The organism is Actinomadura physcomitrii (assembly GCF_008923205.2).
Lineage (GTDB): Bacteria > Actinomycetota > Actinomycetes > Streptosporangiales > Streptosporangiaceae > Spirillospora > Spirillospora physcomitrii.
This window is the reverse complement of record NZ_WBMS02000042.1, coordinates 53,186-70,656: the sequence shown is the minus strand read 5'-3', so window position 1 is coordinate 70,656 and position 17,471 is coordinate 53,186. Positions and strand designations below refer to the sequence as shown.

Genomic DNA, 17,471 nt, shown 5'->3' with positions numbered 1-17,471 from the left:
CGTCCGGTCACGCGGTGGAGTCGTTCCAGCCGACCCGGTGACCACCGGTACTGAAGGTGGCAGGCTAGTGGATACTGTCGTCTGAGTCACGTGTTTGACCAAGGTTCGACTGAGCGCGGTGGCCGCTGACCGGTGCTCACGATTCAGACGGAGTCGCTGGAGCCGATGAGCAGCAACCCCACCTACATCGACTACGCGGACGGGGTGGACCCCGACCCCGAGCCCGCGCCGCCGCGGCGGCGCGGGCGGCGGGTGCTGAAGTGGGTCGCGATCGTCACCGCCGTGCTGGTCGTCGCGGCCGGCGCCACCGGCTACGGGTTCTACTGGCAGCTCCAGCACAACATCGACCACGAGGACACCGACGAGCTGATCGGCGGGGGCCGCCCGCCGAAGCTGAACAGCGCGCTGAACATCCTGATGCTCGGCACCGACAGCCGCGCGGGCGCCAACGCCAAGTACGGGCGCGGCATGAAGAACGACCCGCCCCGCTCGGACACGATGATCCTGCTGCACCTGTCGCCGGGCGGGAAGCAGGCGACGGGCATCAGCTTCCCGCGCGACCTGATGGTGCCGATCCCGGCGTGCCGGCGGACGGACGGCACCACCTCGCCCGCCGCGACCATCGGGATGATCAACAGCTCGTTCACCAACGGCGGTGCGTCCTGCACGGTCAAGACGATCGAGAACCTCACCCACATCAAGATCGACCACTTCATGCAGGTCGACTTCACCAGCTTCAAGAGCGTCACCGAGGCGGTCGGCGGCGTGGAGGTCTGCCTCCCGCAGGACGTCGACGACAAGGACTCCAAGCTCCACCTCACCAAGGGCAGGCACACCATCAAGGGCGAGACGGCGCTGGCCTACGTCCGCGACCGGCACGGCCTCGGCGACGAGTCCGACCTGCAGCGGATCAAGCGGCAGCAGCAGTTCATGGGCTCGCTGGCGAACAAGGTGCTGAGCGCCGGGACGCTGACCGACCCGAAGAAGGTGTACGACCTGGCCGAGGCCGGCACGAAGTCGCTGACCACCGACAAGGGCCTGGACCTCGGCACGATGGTGAAGATCGCGCGGAGCATGCACGGGCTGACGGCCGGCAAGCTCGACTTCGTCACCGTGCCCGTCACCGCGTACGCGCCCGACCCGAACCGGGTGGCGCTCAGCCAGCCTGCCGCCGGGCAGTTCTTCACCGCGATCCGCCAGGACCAGTCCGTCGAGGCCGCGGCGGAGAAGACGGCCGGGCCGGTGCAGGTGCGGCTCTACAACGCCACGGGGCGGGCGAGCACGGCGGCCAAGGTCGCCGGGCAGCTCAAGGCGCAGGGCTTCGTGGTCCTCGGGACGGCCACCATGAAGACCCGGCGGACGACCGGCGTCTACTACGCGCAGGGGTCGCAGGCGCAGGCCGCCGCGCTCGCCGCGGTGATCCCTGGCGCGAAGAAGGCGCTGTACCCGAAGGCCGGCCCCGGGGTCGTGAACCTGGTCCTCGGCACCTCGTTCACCGCGGTGAAGGCGAAGAAGAAGGCCGGGATCCCGACGCTGGAGGGCGAGATCCACGCCGACGGCGACATCTGCGCGACCAACACGACAGGTACCTGATCAGCCGCCCGGCAGGGTGATGCGGAACGTCGACCGCCCCGCCAGCTCCGCCGTGCCGCCGTGCGCGGCGGCGACCGCCTGGACGATGGCGAGGCCGAGGCCGGTGCCCCCGGCCGGCTGCGACCCCGACGTAGCCGAGGTGCTGCGGCGCTACGACGAGCTGGAGCGCGAGACCGGCGGGGCGTTCAGCGCGACGGCGTCCGGCCGCCTCGACCCGAGCGGCCTGGTCAAGGGCTGGGCGATCGAGCGGGCGTCCGCGATCCTGTACGACGCCGGGGCCCGCGACCACTGCGTGAACGGCGGCGGCGACATCCAGCTGCGCGGCGAGGCCGCCCCCGGCGAGCCCTGGCGGATCGGCCTCGCCGAACCCGCCGCGCTCGCCGCCGTGGTGTCCGGCACCGACCTCGCCGTCGCGACGTCCGGCGCCGCCGAACGCGGCCACCACATCGTCGACCCGCGCACCGGGCGGCCCGCGACCGCGCTCGCCTCCCTCACCCTCGTCGGACAGCACCTCACCGAGGTCGACGCGCTCGCCACCGCCGCGTTCGTGATGGGCGGCGCGGCGCGCGAGTGGGCGGCCGCGCGTCCCGGCGTCGAGGCGTTCGCGGTCGCGCCCGACCGGACCCGCTGGTGGACGCCCGGCTTCGAGCGCCTCGCACTGCTGCCCACCGGGCCGGGGACGTCGCGAAGCGGGCCGTTCGAGAGCAGCCCGGCCTAGAGCAGGCCGGCCTGCTTCTCCGGGACGCGGCGCCGCGCGGGCCCCCGCGCCGGGGCAGGCCTGACCAGGTCGTCGAGCAGCGCGTCCCACTCGGCGCCGACCGCCTCCGGCGTGTAGCGCGTCATCGCCCCGGCGGCCCGCTCCCCGAGCCGGCCGCGCAGCCGCCGGTCGCCGATCAGCCGGCCGATCGCCGCCGCGAGCGCCGCCACGTCCCCGCCCTTGACGAGCAGCCCGTCGACGCCGTCGGTGAGCAGCTCGCGCGGGCCGGTCGGGCAGTCGAACGACACGACGCCGAGGCCCTTGCTCATCGCCTCCATCAGCACCAGCGGCATCCCCTCGTACCGGGAGCTGAGCACGAAGATCGACGCCTTGGACATCGCCGTGCCCATGTCGCCCGTCCGGCCCATAAGGAACGCGCTGGACGCGAGGCCCCGGCGGTCGATGCGGCGCTGCAGCCGCTGCCGCCACGGCCCGCCGCCGTAGATCCGCAGCGTCCAGCCGGGATGCTCCGCCGCGACCCGCTCCCAGGCGTCCAGCAGCAGGTCGAAGCCCTTCTGCCGGACGAGCCGCCCGGCGGCGAGCACGGTCCGCGCGGCGGGGTCGGCGGGCCCGCCGGTCAGCTCGGGCAGCGCGTTCGGGATGCACGCGAGCCGCCGCGCGTCCGGCAGCTCGCGGCGGTATCCGGCCAGGTCGGTCGCGGTGAGCGTGACGATCGCGTCGAGCCGCCCGTACCGGCGCAGGACGCGGTCGCGCACCTCGGGCCGGTGGCTGCCGAGGTTCATGTGCTCCTGGCCGACGGTGCGCACCTCCGGCGGCGCGAACACCGCCGCCGCGAGGGTGAGGCTCGGCCGGGTGGTGATCAGCAGGCCGGTGCGCAGCGACCGCAGGAAGCGGATGAGCAGCAGGTCCGTCCAGAGCGAGCAGCGCCGGTAGGACGGTTCGCCGACCGGGACGAGCAGGCTCGGCAGCCGCGACAGCACCCGGCGGGCGAGGCCGCGCGCCCCGCCGGGCGGTTCGACCCGGTCGTCCAGGCTGCGCACCCGGACGCCGTCGGGGATCGGGAAGCTCGGCAGGCGCAGCTCCCGGATCAGCCCGACGACCTCGACCTCGCGCTGCCGTGCGAGGTGCCCGGCGGTGCTCAGCACGCTCCGGACGGTGCCGCCCGCGCCGTAGGCGTGCTGGACCAGGAAGACCACCTTGCGCGCCGTCGCGGCGGGCGCGCCGCGCGCCCGCCGCCGGTTCGCCGGCCGCATCACCAGCAGCGCGAGCGGCTCCAGCAGCGCCGCAAGCGCCCGCACCGCCGTCCGGCCGCTCCATCGCACCGCGCGCCGCAGGACCCTCGCGCGCTCGCGGCCTTCCGCCCCGCTCACGACATCCGCCCCCCTGCGGAGCGAAGCGCCCGGGCTTCGCCCCGATCGACCTACTACCGACTGCGTAGTACTACATGCCCGGCCCGCCGGGGCCACATCCAGGCATTACCCCGATCGGCCCCGAACGTGCCGCAAAGGTTCAGACCGGAACCCCGACCGGCCCCCTGTTCCACGCGATGGCCCATGGCACACCCAAGGTGGCGTATGCTTTTCGTGATCGCTCGAACACCCTGGGTGATCGCAAGTCGACTCCCCGGGAGACGGCATGCCTGGACTGCCCCGCGCCGCCTGGCTCTACGTCTGCGCCGTCATCGCCCTGGCGGCGGTCCTGATCGGCGCGTCGTCCCCCGGGGAGGTCGACCCGCACGTGCTGGTGGCGCTGGTCGCGCTGTTCGTCCTGTGCGACTCGCTGCCGGCCCGGCTGAACGTCGAGCGGGCCCGGATGTCGCTCGGCTTCGCGGTGAGCCTGGCGTCGGTGGTGCTCCTCGGCCCGGCCGGCGCCGCGCTCGTCGGGCTCAGCGCGGTCGCGACCGGGCAGCGCAAGGTCGCGCTCGTCAAGCGGCTGTTCAACGGCGCGCAGTTCGCCGTCGGCGGCTACGCGGCCGGGGTCGTGTTCGGCGCGCTCGGCGGCGCCCGGTTCGAGCCGGGACGGGCTGCCGGCTGGGTGTGGGACGCGCTCGGCCCGTTCGTCGGCGCGCTGCTGACGTTCGTGCTGGTCAACCTCGTCCTGACGTCGGGCGCGCTGCTGCTCAGCGGCGAGTCCGAGGCCGGCGAGCTGGTGCGCGACAGCGGGCAGCTCGCGGGGGTGTGCGTCGGGTACGGGATGTACGGGCTGCTGATCGCGGGCCTGTGGCCGGCCCTCGGGCCGCTGGTCGCGGTGCTGGTGCTGCTGCCGCTGTTCGTCGCGCGGTGGGCGCTGGAGCAGACGTTCGGGCAGCGCCGCGCCTACGACGCGACGCTCGCCGCGCTCTGCCAGGCCGTCGAGACCAAGGACCCGGCGACCCGCGGGCACTCCGAGCGGGTGTCGCGCGGCGCGGTGATGATCGCGCGGCAGATCGGGATGCGCCCGGAGCGGGTCGAGGCCATCCGGTACGCGGGCATGCTGCACGACATCGGGAAGATCGGCGTGCCGACGAAGATCCTGCGCAAGGGCGGCGGCCTCACCGACGAGGAGCACGCCGCGATCCGGCTGCACCCGATGCACGGGCTGGAGATCGTCCGGGAGATCGGGTTCCTGGACGAGGCGCTCGCCGGGATCATGCACCACCACGAGAAGGTGGACGGCCGCGGCTACCCGATGGGCCTGGCCGGCGACGAGATCCCCGAGTTCGCCCGGGTGATCGGGGTGGCGGACGCCTTCGACGTGATGACGTCCGCGCGGCCCTACAAGCAGCCGATGCCGGTCGGCGACGCCAAGCGGGAGCTGCGGCGCTGCGCGGGCACGCAGTTCGACCCGGTGGTGGTGGAGGCGTTCCTGAGCGCCCTGGAGGCGCACGGCTGGGAGGCGCAGCGCGGCGGTGGCGTCGGCACCGCCCACGAGGAACGCGCCGGCCGCTGACCTCCCGCGGTGCGACGTCCCGGCCGTCCGCCGCGACGTCCCGGCCGCGCGCCGCGATGCCGTCTGACCTGCAAATCTCCGCACCGAGCCGGCCCGCCAAGTTTGCCTGTTCCGGGGCATAGGACGCGTCCGCCGGGACACACCGCCAAGTGACGCATTCTCGGACGGAACGGGTGGTGAACGTGCGCGCCAGGCGTCGACACAGGGCGGCGGGGCTGAACTGGCCGCTGCTGCTGGGACTGATCGCGACCGGTTTCCTCATCTACGTGTGGGTGTGGGCGTCGACGCAGGGCGGCCCGCCATGGCCGCCCCGCTGACCCGGTCCCCGGGGGCCGCGGCGGTCAGCCGGGGCCGTGGACGCGGTACTCGGCGGCATCCACCCACTTGACGTCGAGGCCGAGGCCGGGACGGTCGGGCGCGGGCCGCAGCGCGCCGTCCTCCGGGCTGAGCGTGCCGTGAGCCCGGCCGCCGCGCCCCCGGCCCGTCCTGCGCTTCGTTTGCATCGCCTTTCCTCGGGGAGTTGGCGAAGGGACGACAGGCGCATCGACGGACATCGGGAGAGATCATGGGCCAGCAGGTAGCCGACTACGTGCTCGAGCGGCTGCGCGAATGGGGCATCGACCGGGTCTTCGGCTACCCCGGGGACGGCATCAACGGGATGCTCGGCGCGTTCGACCGCGCGAAGGGGCACCCGGAGTTCATCCAGACGCGGCACGAGGAGATGGCCGCCTTCATGGCCTGCGCCCACGCCAAGTTCACCGGTGAGGTCGGGGTGTGCATCGCCACGTCCGGGCCGGGCGCGATCCACCTGCTGAACGGGCTGTACGACGCCAAGCTGGACCACCAGCCCGTCGTCGCGATCATCGGGCAGCAGAAGCGGCAGTCCCAGGGCACCCACTACCAGCAGGAAGTGGCGCTGGAGAACCTGTTCTCCGACGTGTCGGAGTTCGTGCAGATCTGCATGGACCCGGGGCAGATGCGGCACATCGTCGACCGCGCGTTCAAGACCGCGCTGACGACCCGCGGCGTGGCGACGATCATCGTCCCGGAGGACGTCCGGGAGAGCGACGCGGTCCCGTCGCCGCCGAAGGAGCACGGCAGCAGTCCGCTCTTCTCCTTCCGTGCCCTGGGACCGAGCAGCCCTGGGTCGTCGCCGTGGACGACCACGACGGCGATGCCCTTGCGCAGCGAGGCGACGGCGGCGGGGCTGAGCGTGATCGTCCGCTCGTAGCGCAGGCTCGGCCCCTTCGGCGCGATCTCCAGGTTCGTGCCGCCCTGCGGGGTGATGTCCCCCCGCACGGAGAGGGTCGTCTGGATCGGGCCGTAGAACGGCATGCCCTCCGCCGTGCTGACGACCCCGTCGCCGTTGCGGTCGGCGGACGCCGGCGGGCACACCCCGCGCGCACCGCCGTGGATGTGCTGCAGGTGCGGGTACGGCTCGCCGTCGAGCCTCGCCGCGAGCCCGGAGTATCGCTCGGTGATCGTCGCGGTGCTCTCGCGGAGCCGCAGCGTCAGCCGTCCCGACCCTGCCTGGTGGTTCAGGGGCCGGAGCTGCGCCTGGTACGTGACGGTGCGCGCCTCGCCGGGACCGGCTCCGGCCGAGGCCGCCGGTGCCGCCGCCATCAGTGCCAGGCCGGCCGCACCGCCGACCGCCAGTGCCGCTCGTCCACCCCGCGACCGTTCTCCTTTTGTTCGCATTCCTGCCCTCTCCCCCGTACCGCGCGTCGCGCGATGATCGCTGGGGAGCTTCCCGGGCGGAAAGCGCACTAATGCGCGCCGGGCTCACAGGAAAGGCAAAATCCCGGCGGACCCGGGCGAGCGCCGCCGAACCGCCCAGCGCCCCGAACCGCGCAACGCCGCCGAACCGCGCGGCCGTGCATCAGTTCCGCGGCACCGGGAACGGTTCCCGGTCGTGAGCGACGCCATCCTGGAGTACCTGCGCGGCCTGATGTCGTCGCCATGGATCTACGCGGCGCTGTTCGGCCTGTCGCTGGTCGACGCGTTCATCCCGATCTTCCCCAGCGAGTCGCTGGTGGTGACCGCCGGCGTGTTCGCCCACCACGGGGAGCCGTGGCTGCCGCTGGTGATCGTGACCGCGTGGGCCGGCGCGTTCTGCGGCGACCACGTCTCCTACTTCATCGGCCGCTACGCCGGCGACTGGCTGGAGAAGGTCTGGCTGCGGCCCGGCAGCCGCCGGCGCAAGGCATACGACCAGGCCGGGCGGCTCCTCGACAAGCGCGGCGGCCTCGTCCTGCTCATCGCCCGCTACATCCCCGGCGGGCGGACGGCCGCGACACTGGTGATGGGCGCCGTCGGCTACCCGCTGCACTCGTTCTCGCTGTTCGACGCGCTCGCGACCGGCCTGTGGGCGACGTACTCCACGATGATCGGCTACCTGGGCGGCGCGGCGTTCCAGAACGACCCGTTCAAGGGCCTGCTGCTCGGTCTCGGGATCGCGATCGGGGTGTCGGTCCTCGTGGAGGCCGGCCGCTGGCTGTGGCGGCGGTTCCGGCCGTCCGGCCCTGATCGCGAGCCTCGCAGGGACGGGGAAGAGGCGGCCGGACGCCGGAACCGGTGACGCCGGCCCGGCCGGTCGGCGGCGCGCACCGGGCCGTCAGCGGGTGAGCCGCGCCCCCCGCCGCCGGCCCATCCGGACGCCGCCCAGCACCAAATTGATCTGGAACAAGGCCATGGCGCTTCCCCTCCTCGGCCCCGCGCGGCGCGCGGCGCGCACGCGGTCAGCGGCGGCCCAGCCGCCGCTCGTTCGGACCCGCCCCGTACGGCAGGTCGTAGTACTCGAAGACCGCCTGCTCCTCGCTCGCCGGCAGCTCGCCGTCGGTGCCGATCGACGGGGCGCCCTTCACCCGCTTCTTGTCGTGCGCGAGCCGGACGTGCCCGGGCCCCGCGACCGCCCCGTCGAGCGGCGCGAACACCAGCCGCTGCCTGGTCGGAAACCCCACCTTGACGGTGGCGAAGGACGGCTGGTCGGTGGCGGTGTCGACGTAGACCGCCTCCAGCTCACCGATCCTGCTCCCGGAGGCGTCGACCACGTCCTCCCCGCGCCACTCCCGGATGTCCTCGATCTCGAACATGTCATGTCCAGCCGTCGGTCGTTCCGCTCCTTACCTCACGTCTACCCAATTCACGGGGGATATGTTCGCTCCGCCGGCTCAGGACGGGGCGGGCAGGGGGAACGGGCTCCCGTCGAGGCGGAGCGCCCAGGCGGCCTTCGTCGTGGCCAGCCCGTTGGTCAGCGCGTCGGCGCGCAGCGCGGCGAGCACGACCTGCTCGTGCGCCGGCGCGGACGACGCCTGCAACTCCAGGTGGACGGTCGTCTGCCGGTGCGCCGGGATCTCCATGATCCGGTCGGAGACGTCCTCGAAGGGCCGGCAGTTCTCGTCGGTCACGATGAACGGGTCATCGGGCGTCGCACTCGGGTCCGGCTCGCCGTCGGCCCTGCCGAGCCCGAGTTCGAGGGCGGGCGTGGTGCGCCGGTCCGAGTCGTCGTCCCAGCCGGTCGGGTCGTCGTTGCGGATGGTCAGCGTGATCGGGTACACCGTCGCGGTCCGGAGCCGGCCGCAGCCGGTGTGCCGGGTCGGCTCGCCGATGGCCATGGTCATGCGGGCGTGGACCGCGTCCTTGCCGTCCTCGGCGGGCAGCGCGAAGGTGTGGGACACCGTCCGGCCGCCGTCGCCGCCGGAGGACGCCATGGCGGCCGCGCCCAGCCCGGCCGCCGCGACCACGAGCACCGCCGCTCCGGCGGCCAGCGCCAGGCGGGGCCCCCGCATCCCGCCGCGCTCCGTACCACTGGAACCGTTAGTACCGCCGGAACCGCCCGTACCGCCGGGTGGGAGATCGAAGTCGTGCATGATCGAGTTGTACGGTCCGCAGCGGCCGCCCGGCCAGACCCGGCCTGTCCACAATTTCGGGGACAGCGCACTTCAGTGCAGGTCAGCGGCGCCCCGAGCGGGTTCCGGCAGCAGGACGCGCAGCTCCACGCAGGTGCCCGCGCCGGGTGCCGCGTCCACCCGGACGGTGCCGCCGACGTCCGCCACGCGCCCCTCGACCGAGCGCGACAGCCCGAGCCCGCGTGGCCGGGCGGCCGGGTCGAACCCGCGGCCCTGGTCGACGACGGTCACCACGACGGTGCCGTCCTCGACGGCGGCCCACAGCACGGCCCGGTCCGTGCCCGCGTGCTTGATCACGTTGGTGAGGGCCTCGCGGCAGGCGCCGAGCAGCGCGTCCGCCACCGCGTCCGGCACGCCCGACAGGTCGTCGTGGGGAGGCGGCGGGAACCGGACGGCCACGCGCAGCCCGTCGCGGGCGCGGTCGCGCGCGAGGGCCTGCAGGCCCGACGCCAGGTCGGGCACCTCGCCGTCCGGGACGGCGCCGCCCCGCTCCACGAGCCAGCGCAGCCACGCCGCCTCGGCCCGCACCTGGTCGCGCATCCAGGCGTCGGCGACCCACGTCCCGCCGCCGAGGGTCTCCAGTGTCTGCAGGACGCGGTCGTGCAGCATCCGCGCCTGCCGTTCCCGTTCCGCCGCGACGGCCCGCCGCCGCGCGAGGTCCAGCGCCGCCGCGCGGGAGGCGTCGAGGTCGGCGGCCATCCGGCGCAGCCACCGCGCGACGACCCACACGACGGGCGCGATGCCGAGGTAGCTGGCCGCGTTCGGCACCGCGTTCCACAGCGGCTGCCCGCTCGACAGGTGGTCGGCGGCGCCGTAGGCCAGCGCCAGCGTCACCGCGCCCGCCGCGACCTGCCACGCGCGCGGGAGCAGCAGGCCGAGCGCGCACGACCCGACGAGCGTGTACGGGTAGGCGAAGAACCCCCAGGTGTGGACGTCGGCGCCGGCGACCAGCGCGGCGTTGGCGGCGAGGGCGGCGCAGCCCGCCGCGAGGTCCGTCCAGCCCGCCCACGGGCCCGGCCTGCCGCGCCGCAGTGCCCACCCGGCGAGCAGCATCGACTCCGCGGCCAGCGCGGCGGCCAGCAGGACCGCCGGGCCGAACAGCTGCCCGCCGCCGGCGCCGGTGCCGAGCGCCACCGCGACGTTGAGCAGCGCCGCCGACCGGGTGGCGAGCAGCGACCACGCCTCCATCCGCACGACCCGCGCCGCCGCCTCACCGGGATACGCCGCCTCACCGGGGCGCGCGGGCACCGGCGCGTCAGCCGGTCGGGCCGCCGCGTCCACCGGCGTCCCCTTCGGCGAGGTTGCGCGCGAACCAGACCAGCTCCGCCTTGTTGCCCAGCCGGAGCCTCGCGCGGATCCGCTTCACGTAGGTGTCGACCGTGGACGGCGCGACGCCCATCCGGCGCGCGGCCTGCGCGTGCGTCATGCCGCGCGCGATCCAGTCGAGCGCCTCCCGCTCGCGGGCCGTCAGCGCCGTCCCGCCGCCGGGCCTGCTGCGCTCCGCCGCCCCGACGATCGCGGCGAGCTGCGGCGACAGGTGGAACCCGCCGGCGGCGACCTCGCGGACCGCGGCCCGCAGCGCGTCCTCCTCCATGTCCTTGGTGGCGTAGCCGGCCGCGCCCGCCGCCATGCAGGCCAGCACGTCCGCCGGGCGGCTCGCCGCCGACACCACCAGCACCCGCGTGACCCGGCTCAGCTCCCGGACCGCCGCGACCGCCGGGCGGTCCCCGTCCAGGTACAGGTCGCACAGCACCACGTCCAGGCCGTCCAAGCCGGGCAGCGCGGCGGGCGCCGCGACCGAGGCGACGACCTCCAGGTCCGCGTCCTCGGCGAGGATCGCCGCGAGGCCCCGCCGGGCCACCGGATGGTCGTCGACGATCGCCAGCCGCAGCACGCCCCCATTGTCGCGGTGACGATCACCTTGCGGAAGCCGTCGGATGCGGCATCGCGGCCGTCCGCCGCCAGCGGATCGGCATTAGGGCCGCCGAGGCGGGCATGGGGAGCCCGAGGAGTGGAGGTCTCATGCGCGTGCTGGCGGTACGGACCGTTCTTCCGGAACATCGCTATGACCAGCGGCAGATCACCGAGGCCGTCGTCCGGACTGTCCGGGCCGACCGGCGGCTCGTCGAGCGGCTGCATTCCGCGACGCAGGTGAGCGGCCGCAACCTCGCGCTGCCGATCGAGGACTACGACCGGCTCACCGATTTCACCGCCGCGAACGACACCTACATCGCCACCGGGCTGGACCTGGCGGAACGCGCCGTCCGGGACGCCCTGGACGGCGCCGGCGTCGAGCCCGGCGAGGTCGACCACCTGGTGTTCTGCTCGTCGACCGGGGTGGCGACCCCGTCGCTGGACGCGGCGCTGGCGCAGCGGGCGGGACTGCGCGAGGACGTCAGGCGGCTGCCGGTGTTCGGGCTGGGGTGCGCCGCCGGGGCGGCCGGGCTGTCGCGCGTCCACGACTACCTGCGCGCCTGGCCCGAGCAGGTCGCGGTGCTGGTCTGCGCCGAGCTGTGCTCGCTGACCGTCCAGCGCGACGACGCGTCGATGGCGAACCTGGTCGGCAGCGGACTGTTCGGCGACGGCGCCGCGGCCGTGGTCGCGGCGGGCGACCGGCGGAGCGCCCGCGTGCGGCGGCCGGACGGTCCGGGCCGGGGCCCGCGCGTCGTCGCGACCGCCAGCCGCCTCTACCCGGACACGTCCCGGCTGATGGGCTGGAACGTCGGCGAGCACGGCCTGCGCATCCGGCTGGCCGCCGACCTCGTCGACCACGTGAAGGCGACCCTCGCCGACGACGTCGCCGCGTTCCTGCGCGAGCACGGCCTGTCCCCCGGCGAGATCGCCTCGTGGGTCTGCCATCCGGGCGGCCCCAAGGTGATCGAGACGATCGCCGAGGCGTTCGGGCTGGACGGCGGCGAGCTGGACCTGACCTGGGAGTCGCTGCGCCGGGCCGGGAACCTGTCGTCGGTGTCGGTGCTCAACGTGCTGGAGGAGACCATCGCGCGGCGGCCGCAGCCGCCCGGCGCGCCCGGCGTGCTGATGGCCCTCGGCCCGGGGTTCTCCGCCGAGATGCTGCTGCTGCGGTGGTGACCCCCTGATCGCGTACACGCTGCTGATCCTTCTCGTCGCCGCCGAGCGGGCCGCCGAGGTCGCCTTGTCGCGGCGCCACCTGGCGTGGGCGCGGCGGCGCGGCGGCGTGGAGCACGGGCGGCGGCACTACCCGGGGTTCATCGCCGTCCAGGCCGTCCTGCTGGCGGGCGCGCCGTTGGAGGTGTGGCTGCTGCACCGGCCGTTCGTCCCGGCCCTGGGGTGGCCGATGCTGACCATCGCCGTCCTCGCCCAGGCGCTGCGCTGGTGGTGCATCGCGTCGCTGCGCGAGCAGTGGAACACCCGGGTCGTCACCGTCCCGGGGCTCCCGCTCGTCGACCGCGGCCCGTACCGCTTCCTGCGCCATCCGAACTACGTCGCCGTGGTCGCGGAGGGCGTCGCGCTGCCGCTCGTCCACACCGCGTGGCTCACGGCGGCGGTCTTCACGGTCGCGAACCTCGGGATGCTGGCCGTGCGCCTCCGCGTGGAGAACGCGGCGCTCCGGCAGGCCGCGCCCGGCACCGGCTGACGGCTCGACTGCGGTCATCGACCGTTTACCGAGCGTGACCACGGGTACCCGCCGTTCGTCGGTGGCAGGCCGAACTCCGCGGGCGGGAGGGGCGGGCAGTGGCGTTTCCGGGGGCGTCCCTGGCCAGGGCGGTGCTGAGCGTGCCCGCCGCCGCGGCGGACGCCGCGTCGAGCCTGGCCGCCAAGGGCGCGGAACTGGGCGCGCACGCCACCGCCACCGGCGTCCGGACGGGTGCGCGCCACACCTCCCGCGTCCTCGGAGGCTTCGCGTCGCTGGCGTCCGGCGGGCGCAGGCGGCGCGTCTGGACGCACGGCGGACGTGCGCACATACAGTGCAACGGGCTCGCGGGCGGCGGCGAGCGCCACCGCCGGTACGTGCGGGCGCTGACCGAGGCGCTGCGCCGCGTCGAAGGCGTGAACTGGGCGGAGGTCAACGCGGTCACCGGGCACGTCATGATCACCTACGCGGAGGGCTCGGTGGACCCCGGCGACCTCGTCGCGGCCATCGAGGACGTCGAAGACGCCCACAACGCAGACCGGTTCGACCACAGCGCGCACGCGATGCCGCCCGACGACGACGCGGCCTGGGCCGCCGCCACGTCCGCCCTGGTCGCCGACTGCGCCGGCGCGGTCGGCGCGGTGGCCGCGAGGCTGCTGAACCTCCCGCCGATGCCGAGCCCCGTGCGGGCGGCCGTGTCCGTCGCGGACGCGCTGCCGCACCTCCGGTCGGTGCTGGAGCGGCGGCTCGGCAGGCTCCGCGCCGACGCGCTGCTCGGGACCGCGAACGCGGTCGTCCAGGGAGCCGGGCAGGGCATCGCGCCGCTGGCCGCCGACGCCGCGCACCGCGCCTTCCAGCTGTACGAGATCGGCGCGCGCCGCGACGCGTGGCGGCGCCGCGAACCGGATCTGGCGGTCGCCGGGGAGCAGCCGCAGACCAGCGCCGCCCGCGCCGAGCGGCCGTGCCCGCTGCCCGACGGCCCGGTCGAGCGGGCCGGGAACCGGACCGCGCTCGGGCACCTGCTCGGCGGGGTCGGGGTCCTCGCGGGCACCCGGAGCGCGTCGGCCGCCGCCGACCTGCTGCTCGCGACCGTCCCGAAGGCGGCGCGGCACGGCCGGGAGGCGTTCGCCGCGGTGCTGGGCCACGACCTCGCGGCGCACGGCACCGTCGTCCTCGACCCTGGCGCGCTGCGCCGGCTCGACCGGGTCGGCGCCGTCGTCATCGACTCGGGCGTGCTGTGCGACGGGGAGCTGCGGCTGCTGTCGGCCGTCGCGCTCACCGAGAGCATGGACGACGCGGACGTGTGGCGCGCCGCCGGAGCCGTGCTGGCCCGCTGCGCCACCGCGGACCTGGCGGGGCCCGGCCCGTGGCCCGCGGACCCGGCGGGCCCATGGCGCCTGGCGCGCGCGCCGGACGCCCCGTACGGCGCCCCCGCCGACCCGCAGGGCGTCACCCTCGACCTGCTCGACGAGCGGGACCGGCGCCGCGGCCGGGTGCGGGTCGGCTCCTCGCTCGACCCGCTGGCGGAGGCGCTGCTGTCGGCCGCGCACGAGGCGGCCGACGTGGTCGTGCTGACCGGGCACGCCAGCATCCAGGAGCTGGTCGCCTGGGGCGACGACTCCCCCGTCGACGTCGGCGGGCTGGCGGAGTCCGTCCGCGCGCTGCAGCGCGACGGCCACGTCGTGCTGGCGATCTCCAGCGGGCAGGACGAGGCGCTGGACGCCGCCGACGTCGGCGTGAGCGTGCTGCGCGGCCGCGGCCTCACCGACTGGCGCGCCGACCTCGTGACCGGGCCGGGACTCGCCGGGGCGTGGCGGCTGCTGACCGCCGTGCGGCCCGCGCGGCGCGCCAGCGACCGGGCGGCGGAGCTGTCGCTGAGCGCGTCCGCGCTGGGCGCGCTGCTGATCGCGGGACGGCGGCCCCGGCGGCGTCTCGGCGGGCCGTTGCCGCGCCGCGCCGCCGCGGCCCTGCCGGAGCTGCCGCCCGTGCATGCCGCGTCCCTGATGGCGATGCTGGCGAACGGGCTGAGCGCACGGCGGCTGGAGCACCGGCCGCTGCCGCCGCCGGTCGTCCGGGACGCCTGGCACGCCCTCACCGCCGAGGAGGCAGTCCGGCGGCTGGCGGGCACCGCTAGACCCGGCGAGGACCGGGAGCCGCGGACGGCCGGGCCGCTGGTGCAGCGGACGGCGATCCGGCCGGGCAAGGCCGTCCTGCGGCTCGCCGCGGCCGTGCGGCAGGAGCTGGACGACCCGCTGACCCCGGTGCTCGCGCTCGGCGCCGCCGCGTCCGCCGTGGTCGGCTCCAGCGTGGACGCGCTGCTGGTCGGCAGCGTGATGGCGGGCAACGCGCTGATCGGCGGCGCGCAGCGGATGCGCGCGGAGAAGGCGCTCGGCGAGCTGATGCTCGGGCAGCAGACCCGCGCCCGCCGGCTGCGGGCCGGCGCCGCCCGCCCCGGCCCGTCGGCCGCCGAGCCGTTCGCGCACCTGCGGACCGCCGCGACCGAGCAGATCAGCGCCGACCGGCTGCGCGTCGGCGACCTGATCCAGCTCCGCTCGGAGGACCTCGTCCCGGCCGACGCCCGGCTGCTGTGGGCCGAGTCCCTCGAGGTGGACGAGGCGACGCTCACCGGCGAGTCGGTGCCGGTCGCCAAGAGCGTCGAGCCGTCGCCCGGCGCCGACCCCGCCGACCGGCACTGCATGCTGTACGAGGGCACGACGGTCGTCGCGGGCAGCGCGGTCGCCCTGGTCGTCGCCACCGCCGATACCACCGAGGCCGGACGCGCCGCCGCGCTCGCCGGGACGGCCGACGCCTCGTCCAGCATGCAGGCGCGGCTGGCGGAGCTGACCCATCAGGCGCTGCCCGCGACGCTGCTCGGCGGCGCGGCCGTCACCGTGCTCGGCATGCTGCGCGGTCTGCCGCTGCGGCGCGCGCTCGGCTCCGGCGTCGCGGTCGCGGTGGCCGCCGTCCCCGAGGGGCTGCCGCTGGTCGCCACCCTCTCCCAGCTCGCGGCGGCGCGGCGGCTGTCGCGGCTCGGCGTGCTGGTCCGCTCGACGCGCGCGCTCGAAGCGCTCGGACGCGTCGACACGCTCTGCTTCGACAAGACCGGCACGCTCACCGAGGGCAGGCTCCGGCTCGTCCGCGCGACCGGACCCCTGCGCCCGCACGCGCTCGCCGGGGCGGGCGAGCGGCGGGTGCTGCGCGTCGCGGCGCGCGCCTGCCCGCCGCCGGGGAGCCGGCAGGTCCCGCACGCCACCGACCGGGCCGTCCTCGACCGCGCCGGCGACCTGCCGCCCGACGACCGCTGGTCGCTGCAGGAGGAGCTGCCGTTCGAGACCACCCGCGGGTTCTCGGCGTCGCTCGGCCACGACGGCTACCGGACGGTCCTCGCGGTCAAGGGCGCGCCCGAGGTGCTGCTGGCGCGCTGCACCCGCGTCCACGCGTCCGCCCACCACGACGAGCCGCTCAGCGCGTCCCGGCGCCGCGCCGCCGCCGGGACCGTGCGGCGGCTCGCCGGGCAGGGGCTCCGCGTGCTCGCCATCGCCGAGCGGGCCGTCGCCGACCCCGGGGCGGTGCGCGGGCGGCTCGCCGACCACGTCGATGACCTGGCGCTGCTCGGCTTCATCGGCATCGCCGACACCCCGCGCCCCACCGCCGAGGAGGCCGTGCAGCGGCTGGGCGCGGCGGGCGTCCGCACCACCATGATCACCGGTGACCATCCGGACACCGCCGCGGCCGTCGCCGCCGAGCTCGGCATCCCGGACGCGGACCGCGTCCTCACCGGCGCTGAACTCGACGCGATGCCCGCCGCCGACCGGATCCGCGCCGTCCAGCGGGCGGCGGTGTTCGCCCGCGTCTCGCCCGCGCAGAAGGTCCGGATCGTCAAGGACCTGCGGCGCGCCGGCCGGGTCGTCGCGATGACCGGCGACGGCGCCAACGACGCCGCCGCCATCCGCCGCGCCGACGTCGGCATCGCGGTCGTCGGGCGCGGCTCCGGCGCCGCCCGCACCGCCGCCGACCTCGTCCTCACCGCCCCCGACACCGCGCTCATCCTGGACGCGCTGCGCGAGGGCCGCGCGCTGTGGAACAGCGTCCGCGACGCCGCCGCCATCCTCGTCGGCGGCAACGCCGGCGAGGTGTCCTTCACCGTGCTCGGCACCGCGCTCAGCGGGGACGCGCCGCTCAGCACCCGGCAGCTGCTCGTGGTGAACATGCTCACCGACATGCTCCCGGCGCTCGCCGTCGCGATCACCCCGGCCGGCTCCGGCGGGGACGCGGCGCCGCTCGGCGGGGCCCCGGTCCGCGGCTTCACCGGCCGGGACATGCGCCGGGCGCTCGCCGTCCGCGGGACCGCGACCGCCGCGGCGGCCCTCGCGTCCTGGCAGCTCGGGCGGCTGACCCGGCTCGTCCCGGGCGGGCGCCGGCGGGCCTCGACGATGGCGCTCGCCGCGCTGGTCGGCGCGCAGCTGGGGCAGACGCTGATCTCCCGCTGGCGCAGCCCGCTCGTCATGGCGACCTGCGCCCTGTCCGCCGCAGCGCTGGTCGCGGTGATCGAGACGCCCGGGGTCAGCGCGTTCTTCGGCTGCACGCCGCTCGGGCCGGGCGCGTGGGCGATCGTCACGGCGTCGGCCGTGGCGGCGACGCTCGCCGCCGCCCTGGCGCCGCGGCTTCTGCCGTCCGCCGCCCCCGAGCCCGAGCCCGAGCCCGCCTGACG

General features: G+C 75.7%; 16 protein-coding genes. 9 read left to right on the top strand and 7 right to left on the bottom strand.

What is annotated here, in order from left to right; all coding sequences use genetic code 11:
- Nucleotides 1-165 precede the first annotated feature (165 nt).
- Nucleotides 166-1,593: an LCP family protein gene (locus F8568_RS37045; protein WP_151598311.1), complete on the top strand. Its 1,428-nt coding sequence runs from the start codon at nt 166-168 to the stop codon at nt 1,591-1,593.
- On the opposite strand, the gene F8568_RS50770 is transcribed toward F8568_RS37045, so the two are convergent.
- Nucleotides 1,594-1,680, bottom strand: coding sequence for a hypothetical protein (locus tag F8568_RS50770; protein ID WP_328601189.1), 87 nt, complete (start codon nt 1,678-1,680; stop codon nt 1,594-1,596). It abuts the gene before it with no gap.
- Between F8568_RS50770 and F8568_RS37040 the strand changes: the two genes are divergently transcribed.
- Nucleotides 1,646-2,311 carry an FAD:protein FMN transferase gene (locus tag F8568_RS37040; RefSeq protein ID WP_328601188.1) on the top strand — a complete coding sequence of 222 codons (666 nt, stop codon included), beginning with the start codon at nt 1,646-1,648 and terminating at the stop codon, nt 2,309-2,311. The two genes, F8568_RS50770 and F8568_RS37040, sit on opposite strands and share 35 nt — an antisense overlap.
- On the opposite strand, the gene F8568_RS37035 is transcribed toward F8568_RS37040, so the two are convergent.
- Nucleotides 2,308-3,681, bottom strand: coding sequence for a glycosyltransferase family 4 protein (locus F8568_RS37035; protein ID WP_328601186.1), 1,374 nt, complete (start codon nt 3,679-3,681; stop codon nt 2,308-2,310). The genes F8568_RS37040 and F8568_RS37035 overlap by 4 nt on opposite strands.
- Nucleotides 3,682-3,946: 265 nt before the next feature.
- On the opposite strand from F8568_RS37035, the gene F8568_RS37030 reads away from it, so the two are divergent.
- Nucleotides 3,947-5,239, top strand: coding sequence for an HD-GYP domain-containing protein (locus tag F8568_RS37030; protein WP_151598294.1), 1,293 nt, complete (start codon nt 3,947-3,949; stop codon nt 5,237-5,239).
- Nucleotides 5,240-5,388: 149 nt separating this feature from the next.
- A complete protein-coding gene (locus tag F8568_RS37025) occupies nt 5,389-5,556 on the top strand; it encodes a hypothetical protein (protein WP_160573898.1) in 168 nt (55 codons plus the stop codon).
- A 24-nt stretch (nt 5,557-5,580) separates the two neighbouring features.
- On the opposite strand, the gene F8568_RS37020 is transcribed toward F8568_RS37025, so the two are convergent.
- Nucleotides 5,581-5,742, bottom strand: coding sequence for a hypothetical protein (locus F8568_RS37020; protein ID WP_202125770.1), 162 nt, complete (start codon nt 5,740-5,742; stop codon nt 5,581-5,583).
- Nucleotides 5,743-5,804: 62 nt separating this feature from the next.
- Here F8568_RS37020 and F8568_RS37015 point away from each other — a divergent pair, with 62 nt between their 5' ends.
- Both F8568_RS37015 and F8568_RS37010 read left to right on the top strand, forming a co-directional pair.
- Complete coding sequence (locus F8568_RS37015) at nt 5,805-6,470, top strand: thiamine pyrophosphate-binding protein (protein ID WP_202125769.1); 666 nt, start codon at nt 5,805-5,807, stop codon at nt 6,468-6,470.
- A 681-nt stretch (nt 6,471-7,151) separates the two neighbouring features.
- Complete coding sequence (locus F8568_RS37010; RefSeq protein WP_151598293.1) at nt 7,152-7,817, top strand: DedA family protein; 666 nt, start codon at nt 7,152-7,154, stop codon at nt 7,815-7,817.
- Between the two features lie 160 nt (nt 7,818-7,977).
- Here F8568_RS37010 and F8568_RS37005 read toward each other — a convergent pair whose 3' ends face one another.
- The 4 genes from F8568_RS37005 to F8568_RS36990 form a co-directional block, all read right to left on the bottom strand.
- The gene (locus F8568_RS37005; protein WP_151598292.1) at nt 7,978-8,331 is read right to left on the bottom strand and encodes a PRC-barrel domain-containing protein; all 354 of its coding nucleotides are present in this window, start codon (nt 8,329-8,331) and stop codon (nt 7,978-7,980) included.
- A 78-nt stretch (nt 8,332-8,409) separates the two neighbouring features.
- Nucleotides 8,410-9,027, bottom strand: a complete 618-nt coding sequence (locus F8568_RS37000; protein ID WP_151598291.1) for a hypothetical protein — start codon at nt 9,025-9,027, stop codon at nt 8,410-8,412.
- 153 nt (nt 9,028-9,180) lie between these two features.
- Nucleotides 9,181-10,428 carry a sensor histidine kinase gene (locus F8568_RS50765; protein WP_151598290.1) on the bottom strand — a complete coding sequence of 416 codons (1,248 nt, stop codon included), beginning with the start codon at nt 10,426-10,428 and terminating at the stop codon, nt 9,181-9,183.
- Nucleotides 10,403-11,041 carry a LuxR C-terminal-related transcriptional regulator gene (locus F8568_RS36990; protein WP_151598289.1) on the bottom strand — a complete coding sequence of 213 codons (639 nt, stop codon included), beginning with the start codon at nt 11,039-11,041 and terminating at the stop codon, nt 10,403-10,405. Before F8568_RS36990 ends, F8568_RS50765 begins: the two co-directional genes overlap by 26 nt.
- A 101-nt stretch (nt 11,042-11,142) precedes the next feature.
- On the opposite strand from F8568_RS36990, the gene F8568_RS36985 reads away from it, so the two are divergent.
- The 3 genes from F8568_RS36985 (at nt 11,143) to F8568_RS50760 (ending at nt 17,469) form a co-directional block, all read left to right on the top strand.
- Entirely contained in the window at nt 11,143-12,237 is a 1,095-nt protein-coding gene (locus F8568_RS36985) for a type III polyketide synthase (RefSeq protein ID WP_268896485.1), read from the top strand.
- Between the two features lie 64 nt (nt 12,238-12,301).
- The gene (locus tag F8568_RS36980; RefSeq protein ID WP_236009864.1) at nt 12,302-12,763 is read left to right on the top strand and encodes an isoprenylcysteine carboxyl methyltransferase family protein; all 462 of its coding nucleotides are present in this window, start codon (nt 12,302-12,304) and stop codon (nt 12,761-12,763) included.
- 98 nt (nt 12,764-12,861) lie between these two features.
- Complete coding sequence (locus F8568_RS50760) at nt 12,862-17,469, top strand: cation-translocating P-type ATPase (RefSeq protein WP_151598286.1); 4,608 nt, start codon at nt 12,862-12,864, stop codon at nt 17,467-17,469.
- Nucleotides 17,470-17,471 lie beyond the last annotated feature (2 nt).

Excerpts from the sequence above, each read along its gene's own strand:
- F8568_RS37045 (WP_151598311.1), top strand. The coding sequence starts at position 166 with ATGAGCAGCAACCCCACCTACATCGACTACGCGGACGGGGTGGACCCC.
- F8568_RS36985 (WP_268896485.1), top strand. The coding sequence starts at position 11,143 with ATGGGGAGCCCGAGGAGTGGAGGTCTCATGCGCGTGCTGGCGGTACGG.
- F8568_RS37000 (WP_151598291.1), bottom strand. The coding sequence starts at position 9,027 with ATGCGGGGGCCCCGCCTGGCGCTGGCCGCCGGAGCGGCGGTGCTCGTG.
- F8568_RS37030 (WP_151598294.1), top strand. The coding sequence starts at position 3,947 with ATGCCTGGACTGCCCCGCGCCGCCTGGCTCTACGTCTGCGCCGTCATC.
- F8568_RS37005 (WP_151598292.1), bottom strand. The coding sequence starts at position 8,331 with ATGTTCGAGATCGAGGACATCCGGGAGTGGCGCGGGGAGGACGTGGTC.
- F8568_RS37015 (WP_202125769.1), top strand. The coding sequence starts at position 5,805 with ATGGGCCAGCAGGTAGCCGACTACGTGCTCGAGCGGCTGCGCGAATGG.
- F8568_RS37020 (WP_202125770.1), bottom strand. The coding sequence starts at position 5,742 with ATGCAAACGAAGCGCAGGACGGGCCGGGGGCGCGGCGGCCGGGCTCAC.